The 22,953-nt window shown below is 71.2% G+C and carries 13 protein-coding genes and 1 pseudogene; 9 read left to right on the top strand and 5 right to left on the bottom strand.

The genetic code is table 11. From position 1 onward, the window contains the following. Positions 1-378 precede the first annotated feature (378 nt). Together ACQP0U_RS27030 and ACQP0U_RS27025 are read left to right on the top strand one after the other, a co-directional pair. Positions 379-717, top strand: a complete 339-nt coding sequence (locus ACQP0U_RS27030) for a hypothetical protein (protein WP_433321193.1) — start codon at positions 379-381, stop codon at positions 715-717. Between the two features lie 93 nt (positions 718-810). Then, complete coding sequence (locus ACQP0U_RS27025) at positions 811-1,785, top strand: hypothetical protein (RefSeq protein ID WP_433312351.1); 975 nt, start codon at positions 811-813, stop codon at positions 1,783-1,785. A 72-nt stretch (positions 1,786-1,857) separates the two neighbouring features. On the opposite strand, the gene ACQP0U_RS27020 is transcribed toward ACQP0U_RS27025, so the two are convergent. The 4 genes from ACQP0U_RS27020 to mce all read right to left on the bottom strand — a co-directional run bounded on the left by ACQP0U_RS27020 (position 1,858) and on the right by mce (position 7,923). Next, on the bottom strand, positions 1,858-3,948 hold the full coding sequence (locus tag ACQP0U_RS27020) for a hypothetical protein (RefSeq protein ID WP_433312349.1): 2,091 nt from the start codon (positions 3,946-3,948) through the stop codon (positions 1,858-1,860). Positions 3,949-4,125: 177 nt separating this feature from the next. Further along, positions 4,126-5,388, bottom strand: coding sequence for a DivIVA domain-containing protein (locus ACQP0U_RS27015; protein WP_433312346.1), 1,263 nt, complete (start codon positions 5,386-5,388; stop codon positions 4,126-4,128). A 360-nt stretch (positions 5,389-5,748) separates the two neighbouring features. Then, complete coding sequence (ccrA, locus tag ACQP0U_RS27010; protein WP_433321190.1) at positions 5,749-7,104, bottom strand: crotonyl-CoA carboxylase/reductase; 1,356 nt, start codon at positions 7,102-7,104, stop codon at positions 5,749-5,751. A gap of 342 nt (positions 7,105-7,446) precedes the next feature. Next, entirely contained in the window at positions 7,447-7,923 is a 477-nt protein-coding gene (mce, locus tag ACQP0U_RS27005; RefSeq protein ID WP_433312343.1) for a methylmalonyl-CoA epimerase, read from the bottom strand. 61 nt (positions 7,924-7,984) lie between these two features. Between mce and ACQP0U_RS27000 the strand changes: the two genes are divergently transcribed. From ACQP0U_RS27000 to ACQP0U_RS26975, 6 genes and pseudogenes are all read left to right on the top strand, one after another. Further along, complete coding sequence (locus ACQP0U_RS27000) at positions 7,985-9,184, top strand: acetyl-CoA C-acetyltransferase (RefSeq protein WP_433312341.1); 1,200 nt, start codon at positions 7,985-7,987, stop codon at positions 9,182-9,184. 55 nt (positions 9,185-9,239) lie between these two features. Continuing rightward, positions 9,240-10,244, top strand: a complete 1,005-nt coding sequence (meaB, locus tag ACQP0U_RS26995) for a methylmalonyl Co-A mutase-associated GTPase MeaB (RefSeq protein WP_433312339.1) — start codon at positions 9,240-9,242, stop codon at positions 10,242-10,244. 179 nt (positions 10,245-10,423) lie between these two features. After that, positions 10,424-10,840, top strand: coding sequence for an Asp23/Gls24 family envelope stress response protein (locus tag ACQP0U_RS26990; RefSeq protein ID WP_433312336.1), 417 nt, complete (start codon positions 10,424-10,426; stop codon positions 10,838-10,840). Positions 10,841-10,954: 114 nt separating this feature from the next. Beyond that, entirely contained in the window at positions 10,955-12,643 is a 1,689-nt protein-coding gene (locus tag ACQP0U_RS26985) for an acyl-CoA mutase large subunit family protein (protein WP_433312333.1), read from the top strand. 252 nt (positions 12,644-12,895) lie between these two features. Continuing rightward, the gene (locus ACQP0U_RS26980) at positions 12,896-13,819 is read left to right on the top strand and encodes a tetratricopeptide repeat protein (protein ID WP_363889790.1); all 924 of its coding nucleotides are present in this window, start codon (positions 12,896-12,898) and stop codon (positions 13,817-13,819) included. Between the two features lie 66 nt (positions 13,820-13,885). Beyond that, positions 13,886-14,852, top strand: a pseudogene (locus tag ACQP0U_RS26975) (arginase family protein); the annotation flags it as partial. 712 nt (positions 14,853-15,564) lie between these two features. On the opposite strand, the gene ACQP0U_RS26970 reads toward ACQP0U_RS26975, so the two are convergent. After that, positions 15,565-17,529 (bottom strand): penicillin-binding transpeptidase domain-containing protein, encoded by a 1,965-nt coding sequence (locus ACQP0U_RS26970; protein WP_433312330.1) that lies wholly within the window; start codon positions 17,527-17,529, stop codon positions 15,565-15,567. 289 nt (positions 17,530-17,818) lie between these two features. On the opposite strand from ACQP0U_RS26970, the gene ACQP0U_RS26965 reads away from it, so the two are divergent. Beyond that, positions 17,819-22,900: an NAD-glutamate dehydrogenase gene (locus tag ACQP0U_RS26965; RefSeq protein ID WP_433312327.1), complete on the top strand. Its 5,082-nt coding sequence runs from the start codon at positions 17,819-17,821 to the stop codon at positions 22,898-22,900. Positions 22,901-22,953 lie beyond the last annotated feature (53 nt).

Here is a 22,953-nt window from a genome sequence, read left to right as displayed (position 1 = left end):
GGCGCGGCGTCGCGTTCCACAGTGCCTCCGCAGGTCGAGGGTCGTCTCCACCAGATGTCCCGGCGGGCCACGCCGTCGACGCAGTCCCGCCGCCGAGCACGGTGACGCCTTCCGACCGTAACGGTGTTCTCAGCAGACTGTCACGTACCGGATCGGTATGGCTGCGCGTCACCTGTGACCAGCCCGCGTCCGGGCCCACCGCGCGGGCCTGCCGTTGCACGGCGGCGCGTCCGCGCCCAGTCGAGGAGGTCACCCATGTCGACGTCTCGCCATGCCGGCCGGTCCCGGCCCGTCACCGTCACCGTCACCTCGGCGTCGCGGTCGCCCGCCGGCTGCACCCCGCCGGGCTCCGGCTCGGGCGGGAGGGCACGTACCCCGATGTCGGGGCTGCCGCAGCCGCGGCTCGGGCCGTACCCCGTGTTTCCCCGACCCTGCGGCGCGCGGACGCCGCACACTCCGCTGCGACCCATGTGGTGCTGCCGGGCGGACGGCCTGCCGTGGCCCTGCGCGGACGCCCGGCTGCTGCTCAAGGCGGAGTTCGACGAGGATCCGGCCGCGCTGACCATCTACCTCGCCGGTCTCTACCACGAGGCGGCGCACGACCTGTACCAGCTCAATCCCTACGGCGGCCCGGCGCCCAGGGAGTTGTTCGAACGCTTCGTGGCGTGGGGCCCGTTCCGCCGCCCGATCATCGACCCGCCCCCCGACGTCGGCTAAACCCCGCAGATCTTGGACAGTTTCCGTTAGGCCGTAACGGAAACTGTCCAAGATCTGGTGGTGCGGCGGCGGTCAACGGCGAAAGCTGTTCGGATGCTGCCCGCCGATGACGCTGACGCACTCGACTGGCTCGCCTTCGAGCAGGCGGGCGTTGTGACGACCGCGCAGGTCGCCGGGCTGCTCAGCGAGGGGACGGTGCGGGGTCGGATCAGGTCCGGTCGGTGGCGGTCGATCTGCCGCGGAATCCTGCTGGCCGGCAACGGTCGACTCACCCGCGACCAACAACTCTGGGTGGCGGTGCTGGCAGCCGGGCCGGAGGCGGTGCTGGCTGGGGTGTCCGCCGCCGCCGAGGCCGGGGTACGGGGGCTGCGGCGCGAGCCACTGCACGTGCTGGTGCCCGCCGCTCGCCGTGCCGCGCGGACCACACTGCGTCGACTTCCGATCGACATGCCCGCCGTCCTGGTCCATCGCACGACGGTCCTACCCGAGGCCCATCTCCAACGTGCCCGTCCGCCGCGCACCACGACGGTGCGGGCGCTGGTGGACGCGGCCGGCTGGGCGGCCGGCGTGGACGAGGCGCAGGCGGTGCTGGCAGCCGGTTGCCAGCAACGCCGGGTGCTGCCCGAGGAGTTGCAGGCGGTGCTCGACGTCCTGCCCCGGGCCCCGCGTCGGCGGTTGATAAGGCAGACCATCAGCGACATCGCCGGCGGGGCGCAGGCGCTCTCCGAGATCGACTTCCTGCGGCTGTGCCGCCGGGGCCGGCTGCCCGCCCCCGACCTCCAGGAACACCGTGTCGACGCGGCCGGCCGGACCCGCTGGTTGGACGCGTACTGGCGGGAGTGGCGGGTGCAGGTGGAGATCGACGGCGCGCACCACATGGACGCCAGGCAGTGGGCGGCGGACATGCGTCGGCAGAACGACGTCTGGACCAGCGGCGATCGGATTCTGCGCTTCCCGGCCTGGCTGGTCCGGGCCCGCCCCGACGAGGTCGCCGAAACCGTCCGTCGCGCGCTCGTAGCAGCCGGCTGGACGCTCACCCCGACCCTGCGCCACCCGGTGCAGAAGTGAATCTTGGACACTTTCCGTCAGCGGCTGACGGAAAGTGTCCAAGATCTCGAAGCCTGGACGGGCGGGTGCCCGTCACTCCTTCTCGATGGTGACCTTGCTGGGCTTGGCGCTGCGCTCGTCGGTGGTCGGCTTGGTGGGTCGCTTGCCGTTCTCACCGGTGCTAGTGATCTTGGTGGGCTTGGCGCCCCGGCCGCCCTCGCCCGGAACGGCGGCCACTGTCGGCTCTCCGTCCACCCCGGCGCTCGCCGTCCCACCATCCACGGTGGTCACCGGCTCGGCCACCGGACGCGTGGTGGACTGCCCGGACTCGTCCGCGCCCGCGCTCACCGGCTGCTTGTCGTCGGTGGGCTCCGCCTTCAGCCCGGTGCCCGTACCCGACCCGGAGGCCGCGCCGGCGACAACGCTCACGCCGTCGTCACCACCGCCTGGCACGCTGCCGCTCGCGCTGGCGTCCCCGGCCGGCGCGGTCGGGCCGTCGATCGGGCCGGCGACACTCTGCAACCGCAGCTCGGACATCTGACGCTGGAACTCGTCGGACTCCTGCCGGGCCTTCCAGGTCTCCTGCCGCAGATCCGCGAGCTGCTGCTGGGCCTGGGCGATCTCCAGCATCACCTGGGCCAGCTGCTGCCGGCCCGCCGCCGACTCCTGCTGGGTCGCCGCCAGGTGCTGCTGGGTGGTGGCCAGGTGCTGCTGCGTGGTGGCGGCGTACTCCTCGAACTGCCGCCGGGACGCCGCGACATGCTCGTCGGCCTTGCGGCGCTTGTCGGCGGCCTCGGTCTCGGCCTGGCTCAACAGCTCGGCGGCCTCCGCCTCGGACCGCTGGCGCAGAGCCGCCGCGTCCTGCTCGGCCGCCTGCCGGACGCCGGCCGCGCCCTGCTCGATCTCGTTCTTGCGAGTGGTGTACTCGGTCTCCAGCTCGTTCTTGCGACCGGAGTATTCGGTCTCCAGCTCGTCCCTGCGGGTCGTGAAGCCGGTCTCCAGCTCCTGCTGACGGCTGGTGAACCCGGCCTCCAGCTCCTGCTGGCGCGACGTGTGCTGCTTGTCCAGCTCATCGCGACGCTTGGCGAACTCCTGCTCGGCCGTGGACCGTCGCTGCGCCAACTCCCGGTCGGCCGCCTCCCGACGGGAGTTGACCTCCTGCTCCACCCCGGCCCGCCACGCGCCCAGCTCCTGCTGGGTCTGCGCCCGGGTGTGCTGCACGTACGCCTCGGTCTCGGTGCGCATCCGCTGCACGTACGCCTCGGTGTCGGCGCGGCTGCGCTTCGCCGACTCGCTGGCCTGCGTCGTCAGCCGCTCGGCCTCCTGCTGCGCCTTGGCACGCGTGGCCCGGCCGGCCATCGACGCGTCGTCGATGATCTGCTTGGCCTCCTGCTGCACCTTGGCGTGGGTGGCCCGCCCGGCCTCGGTCGCGGTGTCGGTGAGCCGCTTGGCCTCCTGGAGGGCCTTGGCGTGCACCTCCTTGGCGGCATCGCGCAGGTCACTGGCCTCCTGCCGGGCGGTGGCCAGCGTCTCGCGGGCCGTCTCGCGCAGCTTGGTGGCCTCCTGCTGGGCCCGGGAGTGGATCTCCTTGGCGGTGTCCCGCAGCTGGGTGGCCTCCTGCTGGGCCTTCGCCAGCGCGTCCTGCGCCGCCTTGCGCAACTGCGCCGACTCGTCCTTGGCCGACCGCAGTGTCGCGTCCGCCTCGGCACGTCGGGCGGAGCTGTGCCGTTCCTCCTCCGCGCGTCGGGCGGCGAGGGCGATCTCGAAGTCCTTCAGAGCCCGCGCGGCCTGCTCGCGGGCCTCCTCGATGATGTGCTCGGCGGCGGCACGACGAGCCTCGATCTCCCCGTTCGCGTCGGTGAGGATCTGCTCGGCCTGCTCCTCGGCCAGGGTGAGGATCGACTCGACCCGCGGGCCGAGATGCCGGAACGACGCCCTGTCGACCACGTTCATCTGCTTGCGCACCTGGGTCAGGTCGCGCTGGAGAACCTCGACCTGGCCGGCGAGCTTGTGGATCTGTGTGTACGCCTGTTCCCGTTCCGAAGCGAGGGTCGCGATCTCGTGCTCAGCACGCGCGACATAACGGTCGACCTGTTTCTTCTCGTACCCCCGCAGAGCGGACTCGAAGCTGGGCTCCGTCGTCACGTCCCCGCCAAGAGCGAACAGTTCCTCGCCGTGCGACATGCCCCCATCCTCACACGCAACGGGCCCGGCTGGGGCGATACGGACGGGCCTTGTGGGAGCTACTTCACTCCATTGCGGCCGGGAGATACCACGGGCTGGGAAACGCATACGGCGCGAGGTGGCACCGGTTACCCGGTGTCACCTCGCGCCGTCGATGCCCCGACCTGACGCCTCGCGTCAGCCGGCGGTCTCCGCGGGCACCCGCTCCTGACCACCGTCGGTCTTCTTGGCGTCCGGCTTGGCAGCCGGGGCGGCCTGCGCCGGCATTCCCGGAACGATGCCGGCGAGCCCGGACAGCATCTGACCCAGCTGCGAGGTGACAGCGTCCTTCTGCCGGGTGAGGTCCTCGACCTCGCGGCGTGCGGCCTGCGTGGTCAGCTCCGCCTCGGTGCGAGCCTCGGTGAGCAGGCGCTGCGACTCGGCCTTGGCCTCGTTGAGGGTCTTCTCCGAGTGCGCCTTGGCCTTGTCGACAGTCTCGGCGGCGTTGCGCTCCGACTCGACCCGCCGCGCCTCGGCGCGCTGCTCGATCTCCTTGGCCCGCTCCTGTGCGGCCCGGGCACGCTGCTCGGCCTCGCTGACCAGCTTCTGGGTCTGCGCGACCTGGGCGGCGTGGCGCTCGGACTCCTCGCGCTCGGCCTTCTCCCGCCGCTCGGCCAGCTGAAGCTCCAGGGCCTGCAGGTCCTTGTCGCGCTTGTCCCGTGCGTCGGTGAGCAGCTTGGTTGCCTCGGCGCGCTTCTCCTCAGCCTCGCGGGCGGCCTTCGCCCGCTGCTGGGTGATCTCCCGCTCGGCGGTGGCGCGGAGGGTGGCGACCTCCCGCTCGACAGTCGACTTCAGCTCGGCCACCTCGTGCGCGGTGACCGTACGCAGCTGCTTGGTCTCACGGTCGGCGTCGGCGCGCAGCGTGTCAGCCTCGCGGCGGGCCTGCACCCGGACCTCGGCGGCCTCGCGCTCGGCGGCCGTACGCAGGTTGCCCGCCTCGCGCTCGGCGCTCGCCTTCATGGCCGCGGCCTCGGCGCGGGCCTTGTCGGTGATCTCACGGGCCTCGAGGCGGGCGGCGGAGAGGATGCCCTCCGACTCGCGCTTGGCCTCGTTGCGGTGGTCGTTGGCCTGCTCCTCGGCGAGCCGGAGGATCTGCTCAACGCGGGTGCCGAGCCCGGAGAGGGTGGGCCGGCTGTTCTCTTCGAGCTGCTTGTTCGTGTCGGTGAGCTTCTGCTCCAGCGCACTCATGCGCTGCTCGGCCTGGCGGAGCCGACGCTGGGCGTCGTTCATCCGCTGCTCGGCCTCGGCACGGGCCTGCTCGGACTGGGTCAGCGCGGCGGTCATCCGGCCGAGGAAGTCGTCGACCTGATGGGTGTTGTATCCGCGCAGGCCAACGGTGAAATCTGGCTGCGAGTTCGCGTTATCGAAGAACGCGAGAGGGGAGGACTGCTGCTGGGGCATTGGGACATACTGGCAGACGCCCCAGGGTGCTTCGCAAGAGCGGTGCGAAGCTTTCGTGCCCTCTTTACATGGTCAACTCCCGCGATCGGCGAGGTTGGACCAATCGGCGATCTTGGCAGGTCCCGGCTGGTCGGACACCACGCAGCGTGACGCGGAAAAGGGCCCCGGGGTTACCCCGAGGCCCTTTGTTCGATCCGGGTGGCTTATCCGCTAATGGGGGCGGAAGAACAATGAGCGATCAGCGCAATGGTCATCCAGCGTTCCACCGTCCGGCCGGGACCCCGGTGCCGGCGCTGGCGGTCAGTGACCCCGGGACCGGCGCGGTGGCGGTCAGTGACCCCGGGACCGCCGCGGTGGCGGTCAGTGACCCCGGAACCTGTTGATCGCGTCCTCGTGCCGGGCCCGCAACTCCCCGTCGCGTACGCCCAGCCCGTCGGTGGGCGCGAGGCAGCGCACGCCGACCTTGCCCTGGTGGGCGTTGCGGTGCACCTCGTACGCGGCCTGGCCGGTCTGCTCCAACGGGTAGGTGCGGGACACCGTCGGGTGCACCTTGCCCAGCGCGACCAGGCGATTGGCCTGCCACGCCTCGTGGTAGTTGGCGAAGTGGCTGCCGACGATCCGCTTGAGGTGCATCCACAGGTAGCGGTTGTCGTACTGGTGCTGGAAGCCGCTCGTGGAGGCGCAGGTGACGATGGTCCCGCCGCGCCGGGCCACGTAGACGCTGGCGCCGAAGGTCTCCCGACCCGGGTGCTCGAACACGATGTCCGGGTCCTCGCCGCTGGTCAGCTCGCGGATCCGCTCGCCGAAGCGCCGCCACTCGTCCGGGTCCTGGGTCTCCTCGTCCTTCCAGAAGCGGAAGCCCTCGGCCGCCCGGTCGATGACCAGCTCCGCGCCCATCCTGCGGCACAGCTCGGCCTTCTCCGGTGAGGACACCACGCAGACCGGGATCGCGCCGCCGTTGAGCGCCATCTGTGTGGCGTACCCGCCGAGGCCGCCGGACGCGCCCCAGATCAGCACGACGTCGCCCTGCTTCATGTTGGCGCCGTGGTGCGAGACGAGCTGCCGGTACGCGGTGGAGTTGACCAGCCCGGGGCTGGCCGCCTCCTCCCAGCTCAGGTGCCGCGGCTTGGGCATCAGCTGGTTGGCCTTGACCACTGCCAGCTCGGCCAGCCCGCCGAAGTTGGTCTCGAAGCCCCAGATCCGTTGCTGCGGGTCGAGCATGGTGTCGTCGTGCCCGGCCGCGTCCTCCAACTCGACGGAGAGGCAGTGCGCGACCACCTCGTCGCCGGGCGCCCAGCGGGTCACCCCGGGGCCGGTACGCAGCACCACGCCGGCCGCGTCCGAGCCGACCACGTGGTACGGCAGGTCGTGCCGGCGGGTCAGCTCGGAGACCCGGCCGTAGCGCTCCAGGAACTTGAAGGTGGGCAGCGGCTCGAAGATGCTGGTCCACACCGTGTTGTAGTTGATCGCGCTGGCCATCACCGCTACCAGCGCCTCGCCCGGCGCCAGCTCCGGCGTCGGCACCTCCTGCACGTGCAGGGCCTTGCGCGGGTCCTTGTCCCGGGTGGCCATGCCGTCGAACATCCGGGCCTCCTCGGCGCGGACCACCACGCCCCGGTAGGTCTCCGGTACGGGCAGCCCGGCGAGGCCGGCGAGTTCGCGGTCCGGATCGTTCGATTCCTCCGCCGCCATGATCGCTTCGAGGATGTCCTGCACGGTGACCTCCGGTTCGTCCGCACCCGCACGGGCCCGGGTGCTGCCATCGTCGGCGCCGGTGGGCACGACCGCCATGTCGGCATTCGACACATCCGGCACCGGTCGCGCTCCTGTGGGGCCGGACGTTACTGAACGGTAGCTAGGCCGGGAAGTCCTCTGTGAAAAACTGCATCCGCCGATGCGTGAAGGTGTCCAGCGACCCCGCCAACCGCGCACTGACGTGCGCGCACCCCGGGCTCGCCGGCACGCCACCCCCTGTTGATCAAGAGCTTTCGGTCATCTCCGCGGCGCAGGATGACGCAAACCTCTTGATCAACAGGGGTGGGGCAGGGAGGCGGGCGGTCAGTGGTTGGTGGGGGCGGGTTCGACCAGTTCGATGAGGACGCCGCCGGCGTCCTTGGGGTGGACGAAGTTGATCCGGCTGTCCGCGGTGCCGCGCCGGGGAGCGTCGTAGAGGAGGCGCATGCCGCGCTCGCGCAGCGCCGCGCAGGCCGCGTCGATGTCCACCACGGTGTACGCGACCTGCTGCACGCCCGGCCCGTTGCGGTCCAGGAACTTCGCGATCGTCGACTTCGGCGTGAGCGGGGCGAGCAACTGCACGCAGCCGCCCTCGGTGGTCGGCCCGACCGCCAGCATCGCTTCCCGGACACCCTGCTCGGCGTTGGTCTCGACGTGTACGCAGCGCATCCCGAACGTCCGCTGGTAGAAGTCGATCGCGGCGTCCAGGTCGGCCACGGCGATCCCGACGTGGTCAATCTTGCGAAGTCCGATGTCTGTGACGTAGTCCGCACCGGGCTCGACGGGGGAGTTCTCTGCCATGGCGCTAGTCTGGCCGAACAATCGTTAAGGCGTACAGCTCGGCACCCCTTCGGAGGCAGGCATGGCTTCGGTGATCGTCAGCGGCGCGCGGACCCCGATGGGCCGGCTGCTGGGCAACCTCAAGGACCTCCCGGCCACGAAGCTCGGCGGGATCGCCATCAAGGCGGCGCTGGAGCGTGCCGGCGTCAGCCCCGACCAGGTCCAGTACGTGATCATGGGGCAGGTGTTGCAGGCCGGCACCGGTCAGATCCCGGCTCGGCAGGCGGCGGTCGAGGCCGGCGTGCCGATGTCCGTGCCGGCGCTGACCATCAACAAGGTCTGCCTCTCCGGCCTGGACGCGATCGCCCTGGCCGACCAGCTGATCCGCGCCGGCGAGTTCGACATCGTGGTGGCCGGCGGCATGGAGTCGATGACCAACGCCCCGCATCTGCTGATGGGTCAGCGCACCGGCTACAAGTACGGCGACGTGGTGGTCAAGGACCACATGGCACACGACGGGCTCAGTGACGCCTGGGACTGCTGCTCGATGGGCGAGTCGACCGAGCGGCTCGGCGTCAAGCACGGCATCTCCCGCACCGAGCAGGACGCCTTCGCCGCCGCCAGCCACCAGCGGGCCGCCGCCGCACAGAAGAACGGCCACTTCGCCGACGAGATCGCCCCGGTGGTCATCCCGCAGCGCAAGGGCGACCCGCTGGTGATCACCGAGGACGAGGGCATTCGCCCGGACACCACTGTCGAGTCGCTGGCCAAGCTGCGCCCCGCCTTCGCCAAGGACGGCACCATCACCGCCGGCAGCTCCTCGCCGATCTCCGACGGCGCCGCCGCGGTGCTCGTGATGAGCAAGGCCAAGGCGAAGGAGCTGGGGCTGACCTGGCTGGCCGAGATCGGTGCGCACGGCAACGTGGCGGGCCCTGACAACTCCCTGCACTCGCAGCCGTCCAACGCGATCAACCACGCCCTGAAGAAGGGCGGCCTGAGCGTGGCCGACCTGGACCTCATCGAGATCAACGAGGCGTTCGCGCAGGTCGGTGTCCAGTCCACCCGTGACCTCGGGATCAGCCCGGACAAGGTCAACGTGAACGGCGGCGCGATCGCGCTGGGGCACCCGATCGGCATGTCCGGTGCGCGTCTCGTCCTCACCCTCGCCCTGGAGCTGAAGCGGCGCGGTGGCGGCACCGGCGCGGCGGCGCTCTGTGGCGGCGGTGGCCAGGGCGACGCGCTGATCATCCACGTGCCGGGCAAGGCCGCAGGCAGCCAGTGAGCGCGAGGAGTGAGCCGGTTTTGCGAGCCCCGCAGTCGCGAACAAAGATGGTGCTGTGAGCGAGGCGGCCGAGCACGTCCCGGCAGCGGGCACCACGTCGGTGCGCCGCAGTCGGGACGTACCGCTGCTGGTCGAGCGGGCCCGCGCGGGTGACCCCCGCGCGGTGGCCCGCCTGATCACGTTGGTGGAGAACGGTGACGCGCTGTTGCCGGCGATCGCCGCGGCGCTGGCGCCGTACGCCGGGCAGGCCCAGGTGGTCGGGCTGACCGGTTCGCCGGGCGTGGGCAAGTCGACCACCACGAACGAGCTGGTCCGCGCGCTGCGGGCGCACGGGCACCGGGTGGGCGTGCTGGCGGTCGACCCGTCCAGCCCGTTCACCGGCGGGGCGATCCTCGGCGACCGGGTGCGGATGCAGGACCACGCCACCGACCCGGGCGTCTACATCAGGTCGATGTCCAGCCGGGGGCACCTCGGCGGGTTGGCGGCGGCGACGCCGCAGGCGGTCCGGGTGCTGGAGGGCGCCGGCTGCGACGTGGTGCTGGTGGAGACCGTCGGCGTCGGGCAGGCGGAGGTGGAGGTCGCCTCGCTCGCCGACACGACGCTGGTGCTGCTCGCGCCCGGGATGGGTGACGCGATCCAGGCGGTCAAGGCCGGCATCCTGGAGATCGCCGACGTGTTCGTGGTGAACAAGGCCGACCGGGACGGCGTCGACGCCACCGTCCGTGACATCCAGGGCATGATCGCTCTCGGTGAGCGTGGGCCGGGGCAGTGGCGGCCTCAGGTGGTCCGGTCGGTAGCTTCGCGCGGCGAGGGCATCGACGACATCGCCGCCGCCATCGACAAGCACCGGGGTTGGCTGGTCGAGCACGGCGAGCTGCGCCGCCGCCAGGAGGCGCGGGCCGCCGCCGAGATCGAGGCGATCGCGCTCGGCACCCTCCGCGCCCGGATCGGCTCACTGCGCGACGGTACGGAGCTGAGCACGCTCGCCACCAAGGTGGCCGAGGGTGCGATCGACCCGTACACGGCGGCGGACGAGTTGCTCGCCCAGCTCGCCCGCTGACCCGTCACGCAGACCGGGCCGGCGCCGTCGCGTCGACGCTGTGCTCCGGTTGCCTGGAGGCGAAAGTCGTTTCGATTCTTTAGTAGGCTCGCGGCGCGTGGCCGCCGCACGGTCGGCCACGCGAGCGGGCTGACGAATCGGTCGGTCCACAGTGCACCGGGACCAGGGGAGATGTGATCATGACGGACGCGGTGGAGAACGCCGGTGCAGTGCAGCCCGCGACGGGTGCGGCCCGGGGTGTCACGTCGGTTTCCGACGAGGTCGTGGAGAAGATCGCCGGCGCGGCCGCCCGTGCGGTGCCCGGTGTCGCCGATCTTGGCGGTGACGTGGCCCGGTTCTTCAACAGCGTGCTGGACAAGGTCGGCCTGGACGAGGTGGGCGACTCTCGCCGGGGCGTCTCGGCCGACGTGAAGGGCGGCTCGGCAGTCATCAACGTGGTCCTGGTGATCGACGCCGGGCACGTGGTGGCCGACGTGACCGAGGCGGTGCGGGCCGCGGTGATCGAGGCGGTGGAGAAGTACGGCCTGACCGTCACCCAGGTCAACGTCACGGTGGACGACATCGAGCTGAACCAGCCGGGGGCGGCAGCGGTCTGAGGCGTCGACGCCTGCCAGCTCACGTTACCCGTGGGTACGACGCGACTTAGCGATCGTTCAGGTAGGGGCCTTACACTCGACGTGCAGTCGAGGACCCGAGGAGGAGCCCTGCTCATGGACGCCGACGAGATCGACGCCGGACGGGCGCGCTGGCAGGCCCGGTACGACGCCGCGCGCAAGCGGGACGCGGACTTCACCACGCTCTCCGGAATGCCGGTGGAGCCGGTGTACGGCCCGCCCGAGGGCGCCACCTATCCGGGCTTCGAACGGATCGGCTGGCCGGGCGAGTACCCGTACACCCGGGGTTTGTATCCGACCGGCTACCGCGGGCGGACCTGGACGATCCGGCAGTTCGCCGGCTTCGGTAACGCCCAGCAGACCAACGAGCGCTACAAGATGATCCTCGGCGCCGGCGGTGGCGGCCTCTCGGTGGCGTTCGACATGCCGACGCTGATGGGCCGCGACTCCGACGACCCGCAGGCGCTCGGCGAGGTCGGCCACTGCGGTGTGGCCATCGACACCGCCACCGACATGCAGGCGCTTTTCGACGGCATCGACCTGGCCGACGTCACCACCTCGATGACCATCTCCGGCCCGGCGGTGCCGGTGTTCTGCATGTACCTGGTCGCCGCCGAGCGGCAGGGCGCCGACCTGTCCAAGCTGGACGGCACCCTGCAGACCGACATCTTCAAGGAGTACATCGCGCAGAAGGAGTGGCTCTTCGACCCCGAGCCGCACCTGCGCCTGATCGGCGACCTGATGGAGTACTGCGCCCGGGAGATCCCGCGCTACAAGCCGCTGTCGGTCTCCGGCTACCACATCCGCGAGGCCGGCTCGACCGCCGCGCAGGAGTTGGCGTACACCCTGGCCGACGGGTTCGGCTACGTCGAGCTGGGCCTCTCCCGAGGGCTGGACGTGAACGTCTTCGCGCCGGGGCTGAGCTTCTTCTTCGACTCGCACCTCGACTTCTTCGAGGAGATCGCCAAGTTCCGTGCCGCCCGCCGGATCTGGGCCCGCTGGCTGCGCGACGTCTACGGCGCGACCAGCGAGAAGGCCCTGTGGCTGCGGTTCCACACGCAGACCGCCGGGGTGTCGCTGACCGCGCAGCAGCCGGTCAACAACGTCGTACGCACGGCAGTCGAGGCTCTCGCGGCGGTGCTCGGCGGCACGAACTCGCTGCACACCAACGCGCTGGACGAGACCCTCGCGCTGCCCACCGACGAGTCGGCCGAGATCGCCCTGCGTACCCAGCAGGTGCTGATGGAGGAGACCGGCGTCGTCAACGTGGCCGACCCGCTCGGCGGCTCCTGGTACGTCGAGGCGCTGACCGACAAGATCGAGGCCGAGGCGGAGGAGATCTTCGCCCGGATCCGCCAGCTCGGCGGGGACGGGCCGCACCAGATCGGGCCGATGACCTCGGGCATCCTGCGCGGTATCGAGGACGGCTGGTTCACCGGGCACATCGCCGAGTCGGCCTTCGTCTACCAGCAGGCCCTCGAAAAGGGCGACAAGAAGATCGTCGGGGTCAACTGCCACACCGGCACGGTCGCCAAGGAACTGGAGATCCTGCGCATCTCGCACGAGGTGGAGCTGGAGCAGCGCCGGGTGCTCGCCGAGCGCAAGGGCGCGAGGGACGAGTCAGCTGTCCACGCGGCGGTGACCCGGATGGTCGAGGCGAGCCGTACCGACGAGAACATGATCCCCGCCATGCTCGACGCGGTCCGCGCCGAGGCGACCCTGGGCGAGATCTGCGACGCCCTACGCGCCGAATGGGGCACCTACCGAGAACCAGCCCGCTTCTAACCCCACCCCTGCCCCGCCCCTGCTTCAGACCCTGCACCCCCACCCTCCGTCGATCTTGCGGTTTCTGCGGTGACATAAGCCGCAGAAGACCACATATGGGCAACACGTAGCGCAAGATCGGCGGGGTTGGGCGGGGTGCGGGGAGCGGGGTTGGGGAGGGGCTGGGCGGGGGTGGGGGTTGGGGGTGAGAGTTGCAACGTCGGGGTTGCGGGTGAGCTGAGATCTGGGGCTCACGTGCGAGACTAGGTAACCATGAGCGACCCACGGATCACCTCGTCGATCTTCACCCGCGGCGCGGTCGACCTCAGCACGCTGCGTGGCCCCGCACCAGCAAGTACCCGCCCCGGCACGCCCCCGCAGGGCGGCCCGTCCAACGGCGCCCCCGGCGCGCCCACCGCCGGCGGTGACACCGCCATCGTGGACGTCACTGAGGCGACCATCCAGTCCGACGTGCTCGAACGCTCGATGGCCACGCCCGTCGTCGTGTTCTTCGGCGCGGCCGGCTTCCCGGAGAGCGACGAGTTCGCCCCGGTCCTGGAGCGGTTGAACGCCGAGGGCGGCGGCACCTGGGTGCTGGCACGGGTCGACGTGCAGGAAAATCCCCGAATTGCCCAGATGTTCCGGGTTCAGGGCATTCCCATGGTCTACGCGGTCGTCGGCGGCCAGCCGGTCGACGCCTTCTCCGGCGTGGTGCCCGAGGCGCAGCTGCGGCAGTGGATCCAGGCCGTCCTCAAGGCCGGCGGCGTGACCGTCGCCGAGCCGGAGGACCCGCGCCTCGACGAGGCCGACGACGCGCTGATGAGCGGCGATCTGGACGCCGCCGAGCAGGCGTACCGGAAGATCCTCGCCGACGCCCCGGCGGACGCCGCGGCCACGGCGGGGCTGGCCCAGGTCGGGGTGGCCCGTCGCGTGGCCGGCGCCGACCCGTCCACCGCGCTGGCCGCCGCCGAGAGCGCCCCCGACGACGTCGCCGCCCAACTGCTGGCCGCCGACATCGAGGTGCTCAGTGGCCTGGCCGAGCAGGCGTACGCGCGGCTCGTCGGTCTGGTCCGGCGCACCGCCGGTGAGGACCGGGAGACGGTACGCCAGCACCTGGTCTCGCTCTTCTCCATCGCCGGCCCGGACGACCCGGCCGTCGCCTCGGCGCGTCGGGCCCTGGCCAGCGCCCTGTTCTGAGTTCGTAGCACGTTAGCGCGGGCCGGCGTTCCGGCCGGCCCGCCCGACCACCGAGGACGGGAGCTCATGATGCGCCGGATCGCCGTCCTCGACGCGCCGACAAATCTCGGTCTACGGCCACCGACGCCCACGTCGGTCCCCGGTTGCGCCAAGGCGCCCGGCGCGCTGCGTGACCACGACCTGCTGGCCCGGCTCCGCGCCCGCGACGCCGGCTGCGTCACTCCCGCCCGGTACGACCCCGGCGACTGGCGGCCCGGCGACGGGGTGTGCCACGCCCGGGAGATCGCCGACTACTCGCTGGCCCTCGCCGAACGCATCGGCTCGATCATCGACCGGGGCGAGTTCCCGGTGGTGCTGGGCGGCGACTGCTCAGTGCTCCTCGGCTCGGCCCTGGCCATGCACCGCCTCGGCGAGGCCGTCGGCGGGCGGATCGGGCTGGTCTTCGTCGACGGGCACTCCGACTTCCGGCACCCCGGCAACGCCTCCTACGTCGGCGCTGCCGCCGGTGAGGACCTGGCCCTGGTCACCGGGCGTGGGCAGGCCGACCTGGCCGCGCTCGAGGGCCGCCGGCCGTACTTCCGTGACATCGACGTTGTGGTGCTCGGCATCCGCGCTCAGGACGAGTACCGGCTCGACCTCCAGGCCGCCGGGATCACCACCCGACCGGTGCCGGCGCTGCGCGCCGAAGGCGCCGCCCGGACGGCCCAGTGGGCGCACGAGCAACTCGCTGACTGCGCGGGCTACTGGGTGCACATCGACGTGGACGTGCTCGACCCGGCGGTGATGCCTGCCGTGGACGCTCCCGACCCGGGTGGGATCGCCTTCGCCGAGCTGGAGATCCTGCTCGCCGGCCTGGTCGACACCCCGCACTGCCTGGGCGTGGAGTTGACAGTCTTCGACCCCGACTACGACCCGGACGGCTCGTACGCGGCCGAGATCGTCAACACCGTGGTCGCCGGTCTGGCACCGGTGACCGCCCCGGAAGCCGTGCCGCCCCGACTGCTGTCGGCCCGGCCGACGCCCTCCCCGCGGCGTGGCAACGGCCGCACCGCGACCGCCACCGAGCGCGTCGACCGTGCCGAGCGCGCCGACCGTGCCGAGCGGCCCGATGCGGTGGCTGTGCTTGACAGGCTCAACAGCGCTGAGCGGATTGCCGGGCGTGATGTCCCCGCTGACGGCGATTCCGCCGGTGTCGGGCCTGCTGCCCGCGGACCTGCCGGTGGCGGGCCTGCCGCTCTCGGGTCTGCTGGCGTCGGTACACCTGCGGTCGGCGCCCCCGAGGTCGGCAACGCAGGGGTCGGCAACGCAGGGCTCGGCAACGCAGGGCTCGGCGACGCAGGGCTCGGCAACGCAGTGGTCGGCACTCCCGGCACCGGCAACGCAGGGGTCGGCTCAGCGACAGGCGGGGTGTCTTCCGGCGTTCCGGTCGAGGCCGAGTCACCCGCCGGCCGGGCCCAACCCGAGCCGTCGGGCATCGCGGCCGGTATCGCGCCTCTGGTCGAGCGCGAACCGGTCGGCCCGCCGGCGTCGGCCGGCCCAGGGCTCCTCCGACGCACCTCCCCGGCCACGGAGAACCCGCCGGAAAGGCACAAAGCCGACACCGCCTGATCCGGCCCCGGCCACCCGGCCTTGATCGACTCGGTATCAGTGAAACCGGGATGTCCGAGTGGCTCGGATACCGCAGTTTCAGCGAAGTCGAGTCGATCAAGGCCGGGCAGCAGCCGGGCAGCGCCCGGGCGGTCGGGTCAGGAGGCTGGCAGGGCGCGGAGGAAGCGCTCGGCGATCGGGACGGCCGAGGCGGTGCTGGCCCCGCCCTTCTCCACGAAGACGGCGAACGCCACGTCGCCCCGCCAGCCGACGAACCAGGCGTGGGTGTGCGCCGGGTTGTCGTCGTACTCGGCGGTGCCGGTCTTGCCGTACACCTCGCCGGGGACATCCTTGAGCGCGCTGCCGGTGCCGGCGGTGACCACCTCGCGCATCATCGTGCGCAGCGCCGCGACGGATTCTGGCTTCAGTTGCTCGCCCGCCGGGGCCGGCTTGGCCGGCGCCGGGTCGATCAGCAGCTTCGGCTGCTCGAAGCGGCCGCGGGCGACGGCGGCGGTGGCACCGGCCATGGCGAGCGGGCTGACCAGCGTGGTGCCCTGCCCGAACGACGCGGCGGCCTGCTCGGCCAGGCTGCCGCCCGTCGACACCTTGCCGGTGAAGGCGTCCGTGCCGAGGTCCCATTGACCCTCCAGGCCCAGCGAGCGGCCGGCGGCGGCCAGCCCGTCACCGCCGAGCTTCGGTGCCAGCGCGGCGAACGCGGTGTTGCAGGACTTGGCGAAGTCGGTGCGGAACGGGACCGAGCCGAGCTCGAAGTTGTCCGAGTTCTTGAAGGACCGGCCGTCCACGGTGAAGGTCTTCTTGCAGTCCACCGGCCCGTCCAGGGTGACCGCGCCCCGGTCCAGTAGGCCCAGCGTGCTGACCATCTTGAACGTGGAGCCCGGAGGCACCTGGGCGTTGAAGGCCAGATTTTCCCCGGCCGGGCCGGGGCCGTTCGCCGCGGCGAGCACGGCGCCGTCGCTGACCCGGATCGCCACCAGGGCGGACCGGCGCGACTCGGCGCGCAGTGCCCCGTCGGCCGCGTTCTGGACGGCGACGTCCAGTGTGGTCTTCAGCGCCTGCCCGGGCTGCGGCTCCCGGCGGAACAGCTCGGTGCCTGTGGGTTCGAGTTTGCCGCCCTCGACCGGACGTTCCACCACCACGGTCAGCCCGGGGCCGCCGCGCAGTCGCTCGTCGTAACGGCCCTGCAGCCCGCCGTGCCCGACCAGATCGCCGACGACGTACCGGTCGGGGTGTGCGGCGAGGTCGTCGGCCTGCGCCGGGTCGACCGAGCCGAGCACCGCACGGGCGAACTCACGGGTGGGCGCCAGGTCGATCTTGGCGGAGACGAACTTGGTGCCGGGCAGGTCGTAGATCCGGGGCTTGATCTGCCGGTACGCCTCCTCGCGGAGCGACACCACCTCGACGAACGCACCCGGCTCGGCCTTGGACACCCGCTCGGGCAGGTCGGCCAGGTCGACGCCGGGGACCAGCGCCGGGCGGATGGCCTTGAACGCCGCGTCGAGGTCCTTGACGAGCTTCTTGAGGTCGGCCACCCCGTCGGGCTGCACACCCACCCGGACCACCGGGCGCGGGGTCACGAGCGGCTTGCCGGCGTTGTCCAGCACGGCGGCGCGGGCACCGGCGTCGCGGCGCAGCGCCAACCGGTCACCCTTGGTGAGCTGCTCGTGCACCACGGTCGGCTCCCAGATCACCTGCCACTGGTCGTCGTCGCCGTGGGCGAGCCGCACCTCCCGGTCGTACGCCCAGCGGGTCTGACCGGGCAGGGCCCACTCCACCTGGATGGTCGTGGTCGCGATGTCCTTCGTGATCTTCGGCTCACCGCGACGCGTCAGCGTGGGCGGGGTGGCCGCCAGCTCACCGGAGAGCTCCTTGATCTCGCGCGCCACGTCGGCCGACGGCAGCTTCGTGCCGAGCGGGTCGATCAGGCCGACGGCCTGGAGGTCACCGCTGCGCCAGCCCGCGAGGAAGGCGTCGACGGCGCGCTGCGGCCCGTCCTCGCCCGAGCAACCGACCAGGACACCCGCCGCGAGCAGCGCCGTGCTGACGGCGGCGGCCAGCCGGCGGGCGGGGTTCGGCCGGTGGGGCCGGGGGTACGACAAGGGCATGAAGCTGGTCCTTCCGATCTCGGACTGCCCTCGCACGGTAGTACGCGAACGCCGTCCCCAACGTCCCCCAGGTGCTCGGCCGCGCTCAAAGACGGGCCGCGCCCGTGTGATGAACATCGCGTGGCGGGGTATCCCGCAGCCGGCCAACCTCGGACCCGCAACGGGTGAAAGGACAAAGTCCCGATCCGGACGTCTGGCCAGTGGTCCGCCGACGAAGGCGCACAACGGCAGGGCCTAGGCTGGGCGGCAGAGTGACCCACAACGCGGTGGGTCGAGGGGAGTGGCACCGATGGACCGGCGTCCGGCGATCAAACCGGAACCCGACCTCCGGCAGGATGACTCCGGCCGGGACGATGACAGCTTCGATTCGGCGACCGACGGGGACGGCTACGGCCGACTCGACACGGGAGTCACCGGGCTGACCGGGTCGAGCATCGACACCATCTACGATCTGGGCCTGCCGACCGAGGCGTTGGCCGACGACGTGGAGGACGCCGAGCTCGACGAACCCGTCCCCAACGCGGAGCGCCTGGTGGCCCAGGCCGTCGCGCTCGCGGGGGACGACCACGACGCGGCGACACTTGTCGGCCGTTTCTGGCGGTTCGCCCCGGACGAGGAGCTGGTCGGCTTCACGGCAGAGGAGATGCTCGACGCGGCCCGGGCACACCGGGATCTCGCCCAGCAGCGGGTGCCGGGAGAGTTGAAGCTGCGGATCCACGAACCGCACGCGGACCAGCACCACACGGTCGTCGAGATCGTCACGGACGACATGCCGTTCCTGGTCGACTCGGTGACGGCGCTGCTCAACTCGTACCATCTCGACGTGCACCTGCTGGTGCACCCGCTGGTGGTGGTGCGGCGTGAGCCGCTGGGCCGGCTCACCGAGGTCTCCGCGGACGTGGAGCCGGACGACGCGATCGCCGGCGACATCATCGAGAGCTGGATGCGGATCGAGATCGACCCGGTCCGGGACGCGGCCGAACGGGACCGGCTGCGCCGCGAGTTGCAGCGGGTGCTCACCGACGTGCGGGAGGCGGTGGAGGACTGGCCGAAGATGCGGCAGCGTGCCCTCGCGCTCGCCGACGAGCTGGCCTCGGCGCGTACCTCCGACAACCGCCCTCCGGTGCCGGAAAAGGACATCACCGACTCGGTGGAGCTGCTGCGGTGGCTCGCCCACGACCACTTCACCTTCCTCGGTTACCGCGAGTACCGGTTGGTGGACGCCGACGGCGGCGACGCCGCCGACCAGGTCGACGGCAAGGCGTTGGAGGCGGTGCTCGGCACCGGGCTGGGCATCCTGCGCTCGGATTCGCCGGAGGCACGGTCGCTGTCCTCGATGACGCCCGAGGCGCACGAGAAGGTGCTGGAGAAGCGCCTGCTCATCATCACCAAGGCCAACTCCCGTGCCACGGTGCACCGCTCGGCGTACCTGGACTACATCGGCTTCAAGATCTTCAACTCCGCCGGTGACGTGATCGGTGAGCGGCGCTTCCTGGGCCTGTTCTCGACGGCCGCCTACCGGACCAGCGTCCGCGAGCTGCCGGTGGTCCGCCGCAAGGTGGCCGAGGTGCTGGACCGCTCCGGCCTGAGCCAGCGCAGCCACTCGGGCAAGGATCTGATCCAGATCCTGGAGACCTACCCGCGCGACGAGCTGTTCCAGATCAAGACCGACGACCTGTACCACGCGGTGATCGGCGTGCTGCGGATGGCCGGCCGCCGGCAGCTGCGGGTCTTCCTGCGTCGGGACGCGTACGGGCGGTTCATCTCCTGCCTGATCTACCTGCCCCGGGACCGGTTCACCACGCAGAACCGGCTGCGCATGCAGGACATCCTGCTGCGTGAGCTGAACGGCGTCGGAGTGGACTACACCACCCGGGTCACCGAGTCGATGCTGGCTCGGGTGCACTTCATCGTCCGTACCGACCCGACGCGGCCGCCCGGCGACATCGACGCCGACCTGCTGGCCGAGGAGTTGGCCGACGCCACCCGGCTGTGGGACGACGACTACCGCCTGGTGCTGGAGCGCAAGCTCGGCGACGAGCAGGCCAAGCACCTGTTCACCAGGTACGCCGACGCGTTCCCGGAGGGCTACAAGGACGGGCACACGCCGTACGAGGCGATGAAGGACCTGGCGAAGCTGGAGCTTCTGGAGGAGCCCGGCCAGCTCGAGATGCACCTGTTCCGCAAGCAGTTGGCGCCCCGGCCCGGCACCCGCGTGCCGGGTGCGGACCTGGCCGAGGCGATGGACGTCCGGTTCAAGGTCTACCGGTACGGCGAGCCGATGATGCTCTCCGCCGTGCTGCCGGTGCTGCACTCGCTCGGCGTACGGGTGGTCGACGAGCACCCGTACGAGGTGGACCGGATCGACGGTCGGGTCTACCTGTACGACTTCGGCCTCATGCTGCCCGAGGGGCATCACGAGCTGGCCGAGGTGCGCCCGCACGTGGAGAACGCGTTCGCGGCGGCCTGGCGCGGCGAGGCCGAGGTGGACCGGTTCAACGAGCTGGTGCTGCGCGGCGGGTTGACCTGGCGGCAGGTGGTGGTGCTGCGGGCGTACGCGAAGTACCTGCGGCAGGCCGGCACGGTCTTCTCGCAGGACTACATGGAGCAGACCTTCATCGCGTACCCGAAGCTCGCCGCGCTGCTTGTGGAACTCTTCGAGACCCGGTTCGCGCCTGGCGAGTTGAGCACCGAGCAGCGGCAGCAGCGCAGCGGTGAGCTGGTGGAGACGATCCGGGGCGCGCTGGACGACGTGGCCAGCCTCGACCAGGATCGGATCCTGCGCTCGTACCTGACGTTGATCGAGGCGACCCTGCGGACCAGCTTCTACCAGAAGCGCGCCGACGGGCGGCCGAAGGCGTACGTCGCGTTCAAGCTCGACCCGCAGGCCATTCCGGACCTGCCGGCGCCGCGACCGAAGTTCGAGATCTTCGTCTACTCGCCCCGGTTCGAGGGTGTGCACCTGCGGTTCGGGCCGGTGGCCCGGGGCGGGTTGCGCTGGTCCGACCGTCGGGAGGACTTCCGTACCGAGGTGCTGGGCCTGGTCAAGGCGCAGATGGTGAAGAACACCGTGATCGTGCCGGTCGGCGCCAAGGGCGGCTTCGTGTTGAAGCAGAAGCCGGGTGACCGGGACGAGGCGGTCGCCTGCTACCAGGAGTTCGTCGGCGCGATGCTCGACGTCACCGACAACATCGTCAGTGGGCAGATCGTGCCGCCCGAGGACGTGGTCCGGCACGACGGCGACGACCCGTACCTGGTGGTGGCGGCCGACAAGGGCACCGCGACGTTCTCCGACATCGCCAACGAGATCTCCAAGACCCACAACTTCTGGATGGGCGACGCGTTCGCGTCCGGCGGATCCGCCGGCTACGACCACAAGAAGATGGGCATCACCGCCCGGGGCGCCTGGGAGTCGGTCAAGCGGCACTTCCGGGAGCTGGGCCTGGACACCCAGACCCAGGACTTCACTGTGGTCGGCGTCGGTGACATGTCCGGCGACGTGTTCGGTAACGGGATGCTGCTCTCCGAGCACATCCGGCTGGTGGCCGCCTTCGACCACCGGCACATCTTCCTCGACCCGGAGCCGGACGCCGCCACCTCGTACGCGGAGCGTCGGCGGCTGTTCGACCTGCCCCGTTCCTCGTGGGAGGACTACAACACCGAGCTGATCTCGGCGGGTGGCGGCATCTTCCCGCGTACCGCGAAGTCGATTCCGATCACGCCGCAGGTGCGGGCGGCGATCGGCCTCGACGACGACGTCACGCAGATGTCGCCGCAGGACCTGATGAAGGCGATCGTCACCGCCCCGGTGGACCTGTTCTGGAACGGCGGCATCGGCACCTACGTCAAGGCCTCCACGCAGACCAACGGCGAGGTGGGCGACAAGTCCAACGACGCGATCCGGGTGGACGGGCGCAACCTGCGCTGCCGGGTGGCGGGCGAGGGCGGCAACCTGGGCTGGACCCAGCTCGGCCGGATCGAGTACGCGTTGACAGGTGGCCGGATCTACACGGACTTCATCGACAACGCGGCCGGGGTGGACACCTCCGACCACGAGGTGAACATCAAGATCCTGCTCAACACGGCGGTGGCCGACGGGGAGCTGACCACGGCGGACCGGGACGAGCTGCTGGCCGGGATGACCGACGAGGTCGCGGAGCTGGTGCTGCGGGACAACTACGACCAGGCTCGGGCGATCAACAACGCCCAGGCCCAGGCCGCCTCGCTGCTCCCCGTGCACCGCCGGATGATCAACGAGCTGGAGCGTTCGGGCGGGTTGGACCGGGCCCTGGAGGCGCTGCCGCCGGACGAGGAGCTGGCGGTTCGCAGCGAATCCGGCCTCACCGCGCCGGAGTTCGCGGTGCTGCTCGCGTACGTGAAGATCGTCCTGGAGCGGGAGATCCTCACCGAGGGGTTGGCCGACGAGGAGTGGACGACCGACGTCCTGGTCAACTACTTCCCGACGCCGATGCGCGAACGGTTCGCCGACCGGATGGGCCGGCACCGGCTGCGCCGGGACATCGTCACCACAGTGCTCGTCAACGAGGCGATCAACAGGGGTGGCATCTCGTTCATCTTCCGGGTGGTCGAGGAGACGGCGGCCAGCGCGGCAGACGTGATCCGGGCGTACGTGGTGGTCAGCGAGGTGTTCGGCCTGCGCGACCTGTGGGACGCGGTCGAGGCGCTGGACAACAAGGTGGCGCCGGAGCTGCAGACCAGCGTGTACCTGGACACCCGCCGGCTGCTCGACCGGGCGGTGCGGTGGCTGGTCTCCAACCGGCGCTCGCCGATCGACGTGCCGGCCGAGATCGCCCGACTGCGGGACGGGGTCACCCGGTTGCTGCCGGGGCTCGAGGAGCTGTTCTACGGCAACGAGCGCCAGGGCATCGCCGCGCACATGGACTCGATGACCGAGCGTGGGCTGCCTCGCGAGCTGGCGGAGCGGGCGACCCGGCTGATGTACAGCTTCGGCCTGATGGACGTGGTGGAGACCGCGAACGCCAGCGGACGGGACGTCAGCGAGGTGGCCTCGGTCTACTTCGTGCTGTCCGACCTGTTCCGGGTGGACTCGCTGCTGTCGAAGATCTCCCTGCTGCCGCGGGAGGACCGTTGGCAGACGCTGGCCCGGATGGCGCTGCGGTACGACCTGTACGCCGCGCTGGCCGCGCTCACCGCGGAGGTCCTCGACTCCACCCCTGGCGACCTGCCGCCGCACGAGCGGGTGCAGCAGTGGGAGCAGTCGAACGCCACCTCCATCCACCGCGCGCGACGGGCGATGGGGGAGTTCGACGAGTCGCGGGCGGACCTCGCCGCGCTGTCGGTGCTGCTGCGTCAGATCCGCACCCTGGTGCGGACCTCCGCAGCCGCCTGAGTCAGGTACGCCGGACGCGGTCCGGCCGGTCGGGGTGACCCGACCGGCCGGAC

Source organism: Micromonospora sp. CA-269861, assembly GCF_050948505.1.
GTDB lineage: Bacteria > Actinomycetota > Actinomycetes > Mycobacteriales > Micromonosporaceae > Micromonospora.
Note: the sequence above shows the minus strand (reverse complement) of the source record. Positions and strands in the feature narration are given on the sequence as shown.

What these genes read in the sequence shown, in the direction of transcription:
- ACQP0U_RS27030 (WP_433321193.1), top strand. Translation starts at nt 379, where the DNA reads ATGTCGGGGCTGCCGCAGCCGCGGCTCGGGCCGTACCCCGTGTTTCCC.
- ACQP0U_RS27025 (WP_433312351.1), top strand. Translation starts at nt 811, where the DNA reads ATGCTGCCCGCCGATGACGCTGACGCACTCGACTGGCTCGCCTTCGAG.
- ACQP0U_RS27020 (WP_433312349.1), bottom strand. Translation starts at nt 3,948, where the DNA reads ATGTCGCACGGCGAGGAACTGTTCGCTCTTGGCGGGGACGTGACGACG.
- ACQP0U_RS27015 (WP_433312346.1), bottom strand. Translation starts at nt 5,388, where the DNA reads ATGCCCCAGCAGCAGTCCTCCCCTCTCGCGTTCTTCGATAACGCGAAC.
- mce (WP_433312343.1), bottom strand. Translation starts at nt 7,923, where the DNA reads ATGGCAGAGAACTCCCCCGTCGAGCCCGGTGCGGACTACGTCACAGAC.
- ACQP0U_RS27000 (WP_433312341.1), top strand. Translation starts at nt 7,985, where the DNA reads ATGGCTTCGGTGATCGTCAGCGGCGCGCGGACCCCGATGGGCCGGCTG.
- ACQP0U_RS26990 (WP_433312336.1), top strand. Translation starts at nt 10,424, where the DNA reads ATGACGGACGCGGTGGAGAACGCCGGTGCAGTGCAGCCCGCGACGGGT.
- ACQP0U_RS26985 (WP_433312333.1), top strand. Translation starts at nt 10,955, where the DNA reads ATGGACGCCGACGAGATCGACGCCGGACGGGCGCGCTGGCAGGCCCGG.
- ACQP0U_RS26980 (WP_363889790.1), top strand. Translation starts at nt 12,896, where the DNA reads ATGAGCGACCCACGGATCACCTCGTCGATCTTCACCCGCGGCGCGGTC.
- ACQP0U_RS26970 (WP_433312330.1), bottom strand. Translation starts at nt 17,529, where the DNA reads ATGCCCTTGTCGTACCCCCGGCCCCACCGGCCGAACCCCGCCCGCCGG.
- ACQP0U_RS26965 (WP_433312327.1), top strand. Translation starts at nt 17,819, where the DNA reads ATGGACCGGCGTCCGGCGATCAAACCGGAACCCGACCTCCGGCAGGAT.